The sequence below is a fragment of the Streptomyces sp. Ru62 genome, assembly GCF_002920615.1.
In the GTDB taxonomy this organism is placed as follows: domain Bacteria; phylum Actinomycetota; class Actinomycetes; order Streptomycetales; family Streptomycetaceae; genus Streptomyces.
In genome coordinates this window covers 143,480-157,257 of record NZ_PQSU01000019.1, presented here as the reverse complement: position 1 = coordinate 157,257, position 13,778 = coordinate 143,480, and the positions used below count along the sequence as shown (strand labels likewise).

The window sequence follows — 13,778 nt, the reverse complement described above, 5'->3', positions numbered from 1 at the left end:
GCATCAGTAGGCGCCCTGCCCGTAGAGCACCGCACGCAGCGTCTTCCACAAGATCACTGTGTCCAGGGCTAGCGACCAGTCCTCCACGTACCGCAGGTCCAGGCGGACCGCTTCCTCCCACGACAGGTCGCTGCGTCCGCTGATCTGCCACAGCCCGGTGAGTCCGGGCTTGACCAGCAGCCGCCGCCGGATGTCCGGGTCGTACGCGGCGCACTCCTCCGGCAACGGAGGCCGTGGACCGACGAGCGACATCGATCCGGTGAGCACGTTGAACAGCTGCGGCAGCTCGTCGAGCGAGTACCGGCGCAGCACGGTTCCGACCCGGGTCACGCGCGGATCCCGGCGGAGCTTGAACAGCGGGCCGGCGCCCTCGTTGCGGTGGGCCAGCTCGGCACGTGCCCCGTCGGCCCCGACGACCATGGTCCGGAACTTGTACATGGTGAACTCGCGGCCGTCCTTGCCGACCCTGCGCTGGCGGTAGAACGCCCCGCCCCGGCTGTCCGCCACCACGAGCAGCCCGACGAACACCATCAGCGGTGCGAACAACAGCAGCAGGAGCGCCGCGCCCAGTCGGTCGACGATCCCTTTGACCGCCCGGCGGCCCCCGGTGAAGGTCGGCATGCTGACCCGCAGCAGCGGGATGCCGAGCACGGCGTCGACGTGCAGCCGGGGGCCGGCCACCTCCATCAGCACGGGGGCCACGACCATCTCGGCGTCGCTGCCCTCAAGGTTCCAGGCCAGCCGTTGCAGCCGGTCCGGTGACCAGTGCGGGTCCGGTGTGACCGCGACGACACGGTAGCCGTCGTGGTGGACGTGCTTGGCGACGTCCGCCAGTTGGCCGACGACCGGCACTCCGTCCAGTTCGTCACCGTCGAGACCGAGACCGTCCGTCGTGCACACCGCGTCCACGCGCCAGCCGAGGTGCGGGAACTTGCGGGTCCGGGTGATCAGGTCGCGCACGGTGGCCACGCTCCCGGCGGCCAGCACCGGTCGCAGGCACCGTCCTTCCTTGCGCTGTTTGTGCAGCCACAGCCGCAGCAGGTACCGCGCGGTCATGGCGACGAGCGCGATCGCGGGGACCGCGACGAAGATCCAGAGCTTGATGTTGCGTGAGGTGAGGGCGATCCCGCCGAGCGCCAGCACGACGGTCGCCATGAACAGGGAGCGTCCGAGCCGCCGGAACTCCTCGGCTCCCTGACCGAGCACGGCCGGGGCCCACGCCCGGCTCACCGCGAGGGCGCCCAGCACCAGCAGCTCGGTGCCGAAGGCGAGTATCCCCCACTTCTCGTGCCAGTTGGCCGCGTCCCGGGCCCCGAAGAAGTTGCCGATCGCCGCCACCACCATGGCGGTGGCCAGGGTGTCGCTGATGATCACGGTACGGCGGTACCGCTGCTCCCAGTCGTTCGCGGGCCGGCTGATCGCCCCGTTCGCCAGACGCTCGCGCGCCGACGGAAACGGGCTGACAAGTCCCCCTTGCCGCACAGAACCCCCCCAGGTCCCAGTGGTTCGACGTGTTCGCCCAACACTGTTCCGCCCCCTCGGGAGACCCCCGCCTCCCGTACTGTTCCTCCCCCGGGAGGCCCCCGCCCCCCGCGCATGCCGTCCCGGCTGTTTCGGAACCGCGGGTGCTCCCCGCACCCAAGGCCCCGTCTCGGGCTCCCGGAATCGATCATCAATACGTCTGGCGCCGGGGACACGACTGCTGGCTTTCCGTAGCGCCGGACTTAAAGATCATTATTGGTCGCCTCGTGTCCGAACAGCTGAAGCACGGTCAATCTAGACCATCGGGGCCGATCTGAAGAGAGGATGTGTGGAATTTGTGCTCAAGCTTTTGGGGCTTGGTCCGCCGACCGGTGACCGCCCACGGGCGCCTTTGCGCCACCGCGCGCCCCAGCGGTTCATCCGGCCCCGGAAGCGGTTTCCCTGCGGCGTGATCGTCTTTGCTGTGGCCGCTGACCTGCGGTTTCTATGAACAGCTGGGGAGGGAGGGGCCGACCGGCGTGATCGAAATCCGCGTGCCGCGGTATGGCCGGTCCTCACTGGTTCCCGGCGGCCCCTCACGCAACTTCAGGAACTGATGTTCACAAGTTCGCGCGCTTGTTCGCTCTGCGCCTTCCCCTGATTCGCCGGATGAACAACGGAGTTCATTCCGTGGGGGCGATGGGCACCGTACGGCCCTCGAAAGCCGCCAGAATGCGTTCCGCCGCCAGTGTGGCCGTCAACCGGCCCTCCCTGACCTGCTGTTCGAGGTCCGGGGCGGTCGCGCGGACCGCCGGGTCGGCGTGCAGCCGGCCGAGGAGTTCGTCGCGGACCATCGCCCAGGTCCAGCCGACCTGCTGGTCCCGGCGCTTGGCGGCAAGCCGGCCGGTGGAGTCGAGCAGGGTGCGGTGCTGCTCCAGGCGCTCCCAGACCGTGTCGAGACCGGTCGACTCGCGGGCGCTGCAGTGCAGCACCGGCGGGGTCCAGAAGGCGTCCTTGCCGTGCATCAGGCGCAGCGCGCCCGCCAACTCCCGTGCCGCCGCCCGGGCGTCGCGCTCGTGCGGGCCGTCCGCCTTGTTGACGGCGATCACGTCGGCCAGCTCCAGGACGCCCTTCTTGATGCCCTGCAACTGGTCACCGGTGCGGGCCAGCGTCAGCAGCAGGAAGGAGTCGACCATCTCGGCGACCGTCGTCTCGGACTGGCCGACGCCGACGGTCTCGACCAGGATCACGTCGTAGCCCGCCGCCTCCATCACCACCATCGACTCCCGGGTGGCCTTCGCGACCCCGCCCAGCGTGCCCGCGCTGGGGGAGGGGCGGACGAAGGCCGCCGGGTCGACCGCCAGGCGCTCCATCCTGGTCTTGTCGCCCAGGATGGAGCCGCCCGTGCGGGTGGAGGAGGGGTCGACGGCGAGGACCGCCACCCGGTGGCCCAGCGAGGTCAGCATCGTGCCGAACGCGTCGATGAACGTCGACTTGCCGACACCGGGCACCCCGCTGATGCCGATGCGCCGCGCCCGGCCGCTGTGCGGCAGCAGCTCGGTGAGCAACTGCTGTGCCAGCGCCCGGTGTTGCGGCCGGGTGGACTCGACGAGCGTGATGGCGCGGGCCACCAGGGCCCGCTTCCCGTCGAGCACACCCTTCACATAGGTGTCCAGATCGATCGCGGCCATCGCGGCCTACAGCTCGTGGCCGAGGTCGGCCGACAGGCGCTTCACCAGGTCGTGGGCGGCGTCCGGGATCACGGTCCCCGGCAGGAACACCTCCGCCGCGCCCATCTCCCGCAGGGTCGGCACGTCCTGCGGCGGGATCACCCCGCCGACCACGATCATGATGTCCTCGCGGCCCTCCTCGGCGAGCTTCTCGCGCAGCGCGGGGACGAGCGTGAGGTGACCGGCGGCCAGCGAGGACACCCCGACCACGTGCACGTCCGCCTCGACGGCCTGCCGGGCGACCTCCTCCGGCGTCTGGAACAGCGGGCCGACGTCGACGTCGAAGCCGAGGTCGGCGAAGGCGGTCGCGATCACCTTCTGGCCGCGGTCGTGGCCGTCCTGGCCCATCTTGGCGACCAGGATGCGCGGCCGGCGCCCCTCGGCCTCCTCGAACGCGTCCACCAGGGCCCGGGTGCGGTCCACGGACGGGGACTGTCCTGCCTCGTTGCGGTACACGCCGGAGATGGTACGGATCTGGCTCGCGTGCCGCCCGTACACCTTCTCCAGGGCGTCGGAGATCTCACCGACCGTCGCCTTGGCGCGTGCCGCGCGCACGGCCAGCTCCAGCAGGTTCTCCTTGCCGTCGGCCGCCCGGGTGAGCGCGTCCAGGGCGTCCCGGCAGGCCCGCTCGTCCCGCTCCGCCCGCAGCCGGCGCAGCTTCTCGATCTGCTGGGCGCGCACCGAGGAGTTGTCGACCTTGAGGACCTCGATCTGCTCGTCGCTGTCGACGCGGTACTTGTTGACGCCGATCACCGGCTGCCGCCCGGAGTCGATGCGGGCCTGGGTGCGGGCCGCCGCCTCCTCCACGCGCAGCTTGGGGATGCCCGCGTCGATGGCCTGCGCCATGCCGCCCGCCTGCTCGACCTCCTGGATGTGCGCCCACGCCTTGCGGGCGAGGTCGTACGTCAGCCGCTCCACATAGGCGCTGCCGCCCCACGGGTCGATGACCCGGGTGGTGCCCGACTCCTGCTGGATGAGCAGCTGGGTGTTGCGGGCGATGCGCGCCGAGAAGTCGGTCGGCAGCGCCAGGGCCTCGTCGAGGGCGTTGGTGTGCAGCGACTGGGTGTGGCCCTGGGTCGCCGCCATCGCCTCCACGGCCGTACGCGTGACGTTGTTGAACACGTCCTGCGCGGTCAGCGACCAGCCCGAGGTCTGCGAATGGGTGCGCAGGGAGAGGGACTTGGTGTTCTTCGGGTCGAACTGCCGCACCAGCTTCGCCCACAGCAGCCGGGCCGCGCGCAGCTTGGCGATCTCCATGAAGAAGTTCATGCCGATCGCCCAGAAGAAGGACAGCCGCGGCGCGAACGCGTCGACGTCCAGGCCCGCTTCCCGGCCGGCGCGGATGTACTCGACTCCGTCCGCGAGCGTGTACGCCAGCTCCAGGTCGGCCGTCGCGCCCGCCTCCTGGATGTGGTAGCCGGAGATGGAGATGGAGTTGTAGCGGGGCATCCGCTGCGAGGTGTACGCGAAGATGTCGGAGATGATCCGCATCGACGGCTTCGGCGGATAGATGTAGGTGTTGCGGACCATGAACTCCTTCAGAATGTCGTTCTGAATGGTTCCGGCCAGCTTCTCGGGCGGTACGCCCTGTTCCTCCGCCGCCACGATGTACAGCGCCAGCACCGGCAGCACGGCGCCGTTCATCGTCATCGACACGGTCATCCTGTCCAGCGGGATGCCGTCGAAGAGCTGCCGCATGTCGTAGATCGAGTCGATGGCCACGCCCGCCATGCCGACGTCACCGGTCACGCGCGGGTGGTCGCTGTCGTAACCCCGGTGCGTGGGCAGGTCGAAGGCGACCGACAGGCCCTTCTGGCCGGCCGCCAGATTGCGCCGGTAGAAGGCGTTGGACTCCTCGGCGGTGGAGAAGCCCGCGTACTGGCGGATCGTCCAGGGCTGGTTGACGTACATCGTCGGGTACGGGCCGCGCAGGTACGGCGCGATGCCCGGGTAGGTGCCCAGGAAGTCCAGGCCCTCCAGGTCACGGCCGGTGTACAGCGGCTTGACCCCGATGCCCTCCGGGGTCTCCCACAGCGGCTCGGCCCCGCCGGTGGCCCGCTTCAGGGCCGCGCGCCACTCGCCCTCGGTGGCGTCGGCGACCGGGGTCCCCAGCTCGATGCCGGAGAAGTCGGGGATTCCCATCAGGACACTCCCATGCGGTCGAGGGTCGCGGACAGGACGTCCACGGCGTCACAGCCCGCGAAGACGTACGAGTCGATGCCGGTGTAGTCGCCCCGGCCCGCCAGGAACACGTGCCGGGCACCGGCCGCGCGCAGCGCCTTCGCGGTCTCCTCGGCCTGTTCGGCGTAGAGCGCGTCGCTGGAGCACAGCACGGCCTCGGTGGCGCCGCTGTCCTCGAAGCGGCCCTCGGTGACCGGCTCGATGCCGCCGGCCTGGAAGAGGTTGGCGGCGAAGGACGCGCGGGCGGTGTACTCGGCGGCCGCGCCGATCGTGGCGAGGAAGATCCGCGGCCGGGCGCCGGTCGCCGCCAGATGGGCGTCGGAGCGGGCGCGCAGCTCCTCGAACGCCTCGTCGCGGCGCACGCGCGGCAGCCCGCCGGACGGCGGTTCGGGCGCGGGCGCGCGCTCCACCGGCTTCTCCGCCAGCAGCGGGAACTCGCTGACCCCGGTGATGGGTTCGCGTCGCTTGGCGAGCCGCTTGGAGCGCTCCGCCCAGGTCGTCGCCAGGTCGGTGCGCAGCCGGCCGGAGCGCAGGACGGCCGCCTGGCCGCCGTCGCGCTCGATCGACCGGAAGTACTGCCAGGCGGCCTCGGCGAGTTCGTGCGTCAGCCGCTCGACGTACCAGGAGCCGCCCGCCGGGTCGACGACCCGGGCCAGGTGGGACTCCTCGATCAGGATGGAGGAGGTGTTGCGGGCGATCCGGCGCGCGAACGCGTCCGGCAGGCCCAGCGCGTGGTCGAACGGCAGCACCGTCACGGAGTCCGCGCCGCCCACCCCCGCGGCGAGCGTCGCGACCGTCGTGCGCAGCATGTTCACCCAGGGGTCGCGGCGGGTCATCATCACCGGCGAGGTCACCACGTGCTGCACCTGCGCGCCCGCGGCCGGCGCTCCGCACACCTCGGCGACCCGCGCCCACAGCCGGCGGGCCGCGCGCAGCTTGGCGGTGGTCAGGAACTGGTCGGCGGTGGCCGCGTAGCGGAACTCCAGCTGGGCGGCGGCCTGGTCGACGCCGAGCCCGGCCCCGGTCAGCTCCCGCAGGTAGGCCACGCCGGTGGCCAGCGAGGCGCCCAGCTCCTGCGCGGCCGAGCCGCCCGCCTCGTGGTAGGGCAGCGCGTCCACGGTCAGCGCCCGCACGCCCGGGTACCGCTCGGCGCAGCGGACGGCCAGGGCGGCGAAGGGGGCGAAGTCCAGGGCGGTGCCCGTGCGGGCCTCGTACCCGAGCGGGTCGCCGCCCAGGTTGCCGCGGGCGGCCTCCGGGGCGACGCCCCTGTCGTCGTACAGCCGCAGCAGCGCCTCGGCGGCGGCCTCGGTGTCGCGGCCCGCGTCCAGGGCGACCGGTGCCAGATCGAGGTAGACGCCGTCGAGGGCGCGGCCCAGCTCGGAGACCGGGATGCCGCCCTCGCCCAGCACCAGCCACAGGGAGGTGCCGCCGTTCTCCAGGTCGGCGAGCACGGCGTCGGCCGTGCCGTCGGCGAGTGCCGTGTGCCGCTGCCGTACGTCCCAGCCGCTCGTGCTGGTGCCCTCCGGGCGGCTGCCCCGCACGAAGGGGGCGAAGCCCGGCAGGCCGGGGTCGGGCGCGCTGTCGCGCGCGGTGTACAGGGGCCGGGTGCGCAGCCCGTCCTCCAGCGTCGTGGACAGGGCGTCCTCGGCTGCCGCGCCGGTCAGTTCCTTGCCCGACCTGCGCAGGACGCCCTCGACCAGGCGTTGCCACTGCTCATGTGTCGCGTCAGGGAACTCGGCGGCCAGTGAGAGCCCGTCGTCAGGCAGGACCGTCATGGCTCGGATGCTAGGGCAGGGTGTCGGAGCCAGGGCGGAGCACGGGCTGTGAGGTTTCTCTTCTTGCGGTGGTGACCTGTGTCTCTCCGGGCCCGCCGGCTCAGTGGGTCCCGGTCTCCAGGTCCGGGACGAGGGAGCACATGGCCGCACGCTGCTCGGGGCCCATGGAGTCGGCGAGGGCCCGGCGGACGGCTCCGGCGAGCAGGGCGGAGGTCTCGCGCAGCAGCTCGCGGGCCTTGTCGGTGAGGGCGACCTGCACGCCCCGCTTGTCGCCGCACACGGACCTGCGGCTGACGAGACCGGCCCGCTGGAGGCAGGCGATCTGGTAGGTGAGGCGGGTCTTGGGGCGGCCGAGGAGATCGGCGACCTGGGTCATCCGCAGTCCGGTGCGCGGCTGTTCGGCCAGCAGGCACAGGATCAGGAACTCGTCGTGGGAGACGTCGAGGGTCTCCTTCACGACCGACCGCAGCCGCTGCTCCACGGCGCCGGTCGTGGCCAGCAGGAGCATCCAGGCGCGCAGCTCGTCCGGGAGCAGCCCGTCGCCGTGCGCGAGGGGGCAGGAGGGCTGGTCGGCGGTGTGCGCGTCGGAGGCGGACATGGGTCGAGTCTACCTGTCATCCAAATTTGTACGAGTGCGGTCCGCACACGGGTTGTTCAAATTTGGATGAGGGGCTAGCGTGAGGCCGTTCAGTCATCCAAATTTGAATCATCTGGAGTACGACCATGACCGTCGCCGTGGAAACAGGCCTCTGGCAGCTCGACCCGACCGCGTCCACCGTGGGCCTGCGCCACAAGACCCTGTGGGGCCTGGTCACCGTGAAGGGCACCTTCACCGGCGTCGGCGGCACCGGCGAGGTCCGGCCCGACGGCTCGGCCACCGGCACCGTGACCCTGGACGCGGCCTCCCTCGACACGAAGAGCACCAAGCGGGACGTGCACCTGCGGTCGGCCGACTTCTTCGACACCGACCGCCACCCGGAGATCACCTTCGCCGTGCGCGGCGCGGACCGGCTCGAAGGCGACACGGTCCGGGTCACCGGACAGCTCACCGTCCGGGGTGTCAGCCGGCCCCTGTCCCTCACCGCCCGCCTGACCGGCGTGAGCGCCGGCGCGCTGACCCTGGAGACCGAGTTCGGCGTCGACCGCGGGCAGTTCGGCATGGGCTGGAACCAGCTCGGCATGATCCGCGGCCTGACCACGATCACGGCCGCGCTCCGCTTCGCCCGGGCGGCGGACTGAGGCCCAGCTCCGCCCGGCGCACGTCCTCGGTGGACAGCGTCTGCGGGTCCGCCGTGAAGGCGCGCAGCCGGAGCCGGGTACCGGGCTTCGCCGGCACCCGGACGGCACCGGACGGCGCCCAGAGTTCGACGGTCGCCGTGCCGTGCGCGGGAACCGTGGCCGGGCCGCGCATCAGCGACCAGTACCGGCTCATGCCCTGGCCGGCGCTGAGCATGTAGTGCGGGGTGAGCGCGGTGCCGCCCGTGTTGGTGATCCGCAGGGTCAGCCGGGACAGGGTCCCTGCCGGGGTCTGCCGGGCCGCTGTGACGTCCATCCGCAGCGGCGGGGCCCCCGTCGCCGCCAGGGCCGCGCTCACCAGCGCGGGCGTGATCACCGCGACGGCCGCCACGGCCAGTGCCGTCCGGCGGCGCGGCCCGGTGAACGGGCGGGGCCGCGGCTGCCAGGCGTGGGCGAACTCCGGCAGGGGCGCGGTGACCGCCGCCGCCAGCCACAGCGGGGTCATCATCAGGTAGTAGCCGTCCTGGGAGCGGGTCGCCAGGTAGAACGCGCACCAGGGCAGCACGGTCGCGGCCGGCCCGAGCCGCCGGACGAACAGCACGAACACCGCCAGCAGGGCGGCGGCGAGCAGCACGCTCGCCCGGCCGTACCAGTCGAGGCGGTCGCTGCCGCGGGTGAAGTACAGCGAGACGCCCACCAGTCCCTGGCCGTGCAGCACCGCACCCTGGGTCAGCGGCAGGGCGATGCCCCGCAGCCACCGGCCGGGCTCGCTCACGACGAAGTACACGTTGATCAGCAGCCAGGTGAGCACCGCGGTCCCCACGATCCGCAGCACCACCAGCGCCGCCGCCCGGCCGCCCAGCTCCCCGCGCCGCACGGCGTAGATCCCGGCCAGCAGGAACGGTGTGACGAACCACGGCAGTTGCTGGGCGGCACACGCGGCGCCGAGACACGCGGCCCGCGCGATCCCGGCCGCGCCCAGCCGGCCGCGCGCGCCGAGCCGGGGCCAGCGCACCACCACCGGCAGCAGCAGGGCCAGAGCGACGATCGCTGGATAACCCTGGCGGGCGTACATCGGCAGGAAGCCGAAGCCGAGGCAGACCATCGTCGCCGCCGAGCGCCATGGCACCGGGAGCAGCCGCCACAGCACCACCGCGCCCGCGACCAGCGCGAGCGTCGCCGCCGCCGTCGCCGGGGCGCCGCCGTGGCCCAGCCACAGCAGGGGTGCGGTGAGCAGCGGGGCCAGTGGGGGATAGCCGTAGGTGAAGTCGTACCCGCCGTCCATGGTCGGCGTCAGCGCGACGCCCTTGGCGTGGAACAGCCAGGGCCAGGGCTGCTCGTACACCGGGTGCCCCGCGACGAGTTCCCGCGCGGCCTGGGTGGTCAGGATCGCCTCGTCGCCGCCGCCGTGGTTCAGCGCCCAGGCGCACAGGGCGAGGGTGACGGCGGTCGCCAGCACCACCAGGTCCAGGCGGGCCAGCGAGCGCGTCCGGCGGACGGTGAGGGCGAGCACGCCGGTCACCAGGATCGAGGCGTAGCAGACCGAGATGACCCCCGCGAGGACCAGTTGGTGCGTGGCCGCCTGGGTCCACACCGAGCGCGTCCCGATGAACAGGCTCACGGCGGCGAGGAGCGTCAGTACGCGGTGCCACTGAGCGGGGCCGTCCGGCGGCGCCGCGCGGACGCCCGGATCGGCGGACACCACCGACGGTGTCCGCCGGCCGGGTGTCACCTGGTGTGTCTCTGCCACGTGCACGGCACGCGACGCTAGCGGGGAGGAGTGAGCGGGGCACGGAGGTGGATGAAGAGTCGGGTATGAGCCCGGTAAGAACCGGACGTACCCGTACATCTGACGCGGGATGTGACGCGCGAGATACGGCCGGGCCGGTCGCACACCGTGTCGTTGTTGGGCCGAACGGGTGACTTGGCGTAAGAATTGGCTGGTGCAGGGATTGAGTGCGAGTCAGATCAGGGGGAGCCGGTGAGCCGTTACGACGTCACCGATGAACAGTGGGAAGGGCTCGCCCAGGTCGTGCCGCTGCGGGGCCGGGACGCCTGGCCGTCCGCGGTGAACCACCGCTCGCTGCCCGACGCCGAGACCGAGACCCGGCGCCGGTTCGTGGTTCTGCGTGTCAACGTCTTCGCGGACGCCCGGGAAGTCGCCGAGACCCTGATGGCCGGGGCGCCGGTGCTGCTCGACCTGTCCGGCGCGGAGGGCGACGTCGCCAAGCGCGTCCTCGACTTCAGCACGGGCGTCGTCTTCGGCCTGGGCAGCGGCATGCACCGCGTGGACCGCAATGTCTTCCTCCTCACCCCGCCCGGGACGGAGGTCAGCGGACTCATGGAGGGCGCGGCGATCTCGGGCGGCTGAACGGCAGCCCCCCGACTACGCCTCGCGGCCCCCGCCCCGTGACCGGGACTCGCCGCGGGAGTGCCGACCGCGCGGTGGGAGTGCCGACCGCGCGGCGGGAGCCCCGGTCGCGCCGCGGGAGCGCCGGCTGCGACGCCGTGGCCCCGGCCGCGCGATGCGGCTTCGACGGGGTGCGGCGCGGCCGCGGCGGTGCGTGGCGCCGGGGCCGGTGAGGCGGGCGTTGTCAGTGCCGTACCGAGCCCGTCGCGGGATTCGGGGTGCGGGCGGTGAACACCCACACGCCGCGCGACTGCGTCGCGCCCATGACGCGTCCCTTGGTCAGCAGCCAGGGGTTGTCCTTCTGGAACGGGGCGAAGTTGTCGTTGGAGACGATGATGCCGCCCACTTCCTCGGCGATGCTGATGACCAACGCGTCACCCCGGCCCTCCGTGCCGGCCGGCGGCTGGACCACGTGGTGCTCCGCGACCGCCTGCTCCACCAGCGGCCGTTCCTCCGCGCTGACCTGGTGCCGCAGGGAGGCGTCCACGACCACGTGGATGTCGCGCTGCGGATGCTTGAACCGCAGCGCGGTCACCGCCGCCTGGAGCGCCGCGAAGCTCGGCCGGCCGCCCTGCGCACGCGGCGTCCTGCCGTTCCAGGCGAGGTTGGAACCGTCCACGACCAGCGGCTCGGTCGAGTCGCCGGGCTGCCGCGGCCTGCTCGCCGGGGCCTGCGGATGCGTGGGCTTCGGCACCGGCCGCGAAGCCGGGGACAGGGCCAGCAGCCGTTCGAGCTCCTTGGTCACCTCCGGCTCCACCGCGCCGTCGCCGAACACCTTGACCTCACCGTTGAGCACGACCTCACCGGTCCGCTGGAGGGTCGCCTCGACCGACAGCAGCCCCTCCTTGCTGTAGGTGAACTCCAGGTCGAAGACACCCTCGCTCCGGTCACGGCAGGGCTCCGGATACGTCAGTTGGAGCTCGGTCAGCTTGACGTTGTCCGGGTGCTCGACCGGCCGGTCCGGCGCCCCCTCCCAGACCTCGACCGTCAGCTTGGTGACGTTGTCCTTGTTGGGCTCGTACGACTTCACGCGCTGCTGGGGCAGCCGCAGGTTGCGCGGGATCAGGGTGCTGAACCGCCTGTTGCCGTCGCTGCCGGTCGTGACCGTGCCGAGCGCGTGCGTGTTGACGACCCGGATGATGCTGCTCAGCTCCCCGGCCATGGCGGCGGCGCAGATGGCCGCGCCCTCGGCAACCGCCGTCATCGGGTCGAACGCCTCCACGGACACCGGATCCCGGTCGAGCGCCTCGGCGACCGCCGCGCGTACCGCGGGGATCTGGCTGCTGCCGCCGATCATCAGCACGGCGGTCAGGTCCTCCGGGTCGAGCTGTGCCTGGGCGAGGCACTCCTCGACGGGCTCCAGCGCCCGGGTGATCAGATCCTGGATCTCGTACGAGAACTCGTCCTGGCCGATCTCCACCGACGCGCCGTCCGGGGTCAGCACGCTGACCGACTCCTGCTGGGACAGCAGGATCTTGCTGCGCTCGATGTCGAGCCGGAACTGCCGCTTCTCCGACTCCGTCCACGCCCGCCGCGCGGGGGAGCGCTCCAGGACCATGCGGCGCAGCCGTTCGTCGATCTCCAGGCCGCCGAGCCGGTTGACACCACGGCTGGCCTTCTCGTCGAAGAAGCCGTCGTCGTGCAGCAGGAGGGTGGCGTCCATGGTGCCGCCGCCCCAGTCGAAGACCAGGAACTCGCCCTCCTCCTCCAGGTAGTGGGCGTAGGCGATGGCCGCGGCGGTCGGCTCGTTCAGCAGGGCGCGCACGCTGATGCCCGCGGCACGGGCCGCCTCCCGGGTACGGAACCGGGCCGCGCCGGTGGCGTTGGCCGGTACGGTGATGACCGCCTCGTCGATGTCCGTGGCCGCCTCGTCCTGCGCGGCGACGACCATCGACCGGAACACCGCGGCCGCGGCGGTGGTGGCGGCGAACCGCTCGCCCCCGATGGTGACGAGCGGCTCTTCGCGCAGCATCCGCTTGCACGCTTCCACGGCGCGCTCGGAACGCAGCTTGGCCTCCCAGCCGAACAGGGTCCCGGCGCGCAGCGAACTGGTGCCGACCACGGACGGGTACAGGCGCTCGAAGCCCGGACGGCGCCAGGTGGCGTCCAGCCCGTGGCCGCCGATCTCCAGCACCTCGGCGAACTCGCCACCGGTCCACTGCGCGGCCACCGAGTTCGTGGTGCCGAAGTCGATACCGGTGGCCGTCATGCGTCTTCTCCCGTGGTGTGCTGTGCGGCGTCCGGCGCGATCCGCCGGAGCTGACCGGCCAGGATGACCTTGCCCGTCAGTTCGTCGACATAGGCGGGGCGGAGCAGCTCGAAGGCATCTCCCGTCCCCTCCGTGACGACGAACGCCTCCGCCTGGTCCGGTGTGTCCAGCCGCCGGATCCCGAGGGCCTTCAGATGGTCCGCCATCGAGGTGCGGACGGCCGGGCCACCGTGGTCCGGCTGTGTCCACAGCAGGGCGTCCATCTCGGCCACGCGGCCGGTGAAGGCCGCGCGGGTGCGGAACTCGTCCAGAACCGCCTTGCGCACGGCCGCGGTGAGCGCGCTGGACGGGGGTGCGTCGCCTGCCGCGGCCTCCGCCAGGGCGGCGGGGACGCGTTCGACGATCCCCTTGATCAGCGTGGGCGCGTCCACCGGGACCCGGGCGGGCGCCGGCGCCGGGGCCTCGGCGGGCGCGGGCGGTTCGGTGGGCTCGGCGGGTGCTCCGGCGGGGTCCGGTCGTTTCGTGGCCGCGGCCGGTGCCGGCCGGGCGGTGGCCGCGCGGCCGGCCTGGCGGATGCGCAGACCGGTGGGCTTGGGGTTCTTGGCGCGCCCTTCAGCCCCGGGCTGCACACCGCCGCACGCCGGGCAGATGCGCCCGGGACGGTCGGCCTTGTCGACCCTCTTCCTGGCGGCGGCCTTCCTCGGCGCGGCCTTCTGGTCGGCTGACCGGCCCCGGGAACCGGTCGAACGAGAGGGGTTCTTGGGGGACATCGCAGA

10 protein-coding genes are annotated in these 13,778 nt (G+C 72.3%); 2 read left to right on the top strand and 8 right to left on the bottom strand.

Annotated features, from left to right (window positions below; genetic code table 11):
• Positions 1–3: 3 nt before the first annotated feature.
• From C3492_RS25760 to C3492_RS25740, 5 genes are all read right to left on the bottom strand, one after another.
• Positions 4–1,482, bottom strand: coding sequence for a sugar transferase (locus tag C3492_RS25760; protein ID WP_181140547.1), 1,479 nt, complete (start codon positions 1,480–1,482; stop codon positions 4–6).
• Between the two features lie 662 nt (positions 1,483–2,144).
• The gene (gene meaB / locus C3492_RS25755) at positions 2,145–3,152 is read right to left on the bottom strand and encodes a methylmalonyl Co-A mutase-associated GTPase MeaB (protein ID WP_103814466.1); all 1,008 of its coding nucleotides are present in this window, start codon (positions 3,150–3,152) and stop codon (positions 2,145–2,147) included.
• Between the two features lie 6 nt (positions 3,153–3,158).
• Positions 3,159–5,333, bottom strand: coding sequence for a methylmalonyl-CoA mutase (gene scpA, locus C3492_RS25750; RefSeq protein ID WP_103814464.1), 2,175 nt, complete (start codon positions 5,331–5,333; stop codon positions 3,159–3,161).
• Positions 5,333–7,147: a methylmalonyl-CoA mutase family protein gene (locus tag C3492_RS25745; RefSeq protein WP_103814463.1), complete on the bottom strand. Its 1,815-nt coding sequence runs from the start codon at positions 7,145–7,147 to the stop codon at positions 5,333–5,335. Before C3492_RS25745 ends, scpA begins: the two co-directional genes overlap by 1 nt.
• 100 nt (positions 7,148–7,247) lie before the next feature.
• Positions 7,248–7,745, bottom strand: coding sequence for a MarR family winged helix-turn-helix transcriptional regulator (locus tag C3492_RS25740; protein WP_103814462.1), 498 nt, complete (start codon positions 7,743–7,745; stop codon positions 7,248–7,250).
• A 125-nt stretch (positions 7,746–7,870) separates the two neighbouring features.
• Between C3492_RS25740 and C3492_RS25735 the strand changes: the two genes are divergently transcribed.
• The gene (locus C3492_RS25735; RefSeq protein WP_103814460.1) at positions 7,871–8,386 is read left to right on the top strand and encodes a YceI family protein; all 516 of its coding nucleotides are present in this window, start codon (positions 7,871–7,873) and stop codon (positions 8,384–8,386) included.
• On the opposite strand, the gene C3492_RS25730 is transcribed toward C3492_RS25735, so the two are convergent.
• Positions 8,349–10,088 carry a hypothetical protein gene (locus tag C3492_RS25730; protein WP_103814459.1) on the bottom strand — a complete coding sequence of 580 codons (1,740 nt, stop codon included), beginning with the start codon at positions 10,086–10,088 and terminating at the stop codon, positions 8,349–8,351. The genes C3492_RS25735 and C3492_RS25730 overlap by 38 nt on opposite strands.
• A 276-nt stretch (positions 10,089–10,364) precedes the next feature.
• On the opposite strand from C3492_RS25730, the gene C3492_RS25725 reads away from it, so the two are divergent.
• A complete protein-coding gene (locus C3492_RS25725; RefSeq protein WP_014675566.1) occupies positions 10,365–10,754 on the top strand; it encodes a cell division protein SepF in 390 nt (129 codons plus the stop codon).
• A gap of 223 nt (positions 10,755–10,977) precedes the next feature.
• Here C3492_RS25725 and C3492_RS25720 read toward each other — a convergent pair whose 3' ends face one another.
• Positions 10,978–13,002: an Hsp70 family protein gene (locus C3492_RS25720; RefSeq protein ID WP_103814458.1), complete on the bottom strand. Its 2,025-nt coding sequence runs from the start codon at positions 13,000–13,002 to the stop codon at positions 10,978–10,980.
• The gene (locus C3492_RS25715) at positions 12,999–13,772 is read right to left on the bottom strand and encodes a hypothetical protein (RefSeq protein WP_103814456.1); all 774 of its coding nucleotides are present in this window, start codon (positions 13,770–13,772) and stop codon (positions 12,999–13,001) included. The genes C3492_RS25720 and C3492_RS25715 overlap by 4 nt, the downstream gene beginning before the upstream one ends.
• Positions 13,773–13,778: the final 6 nt, after the last annotated feature.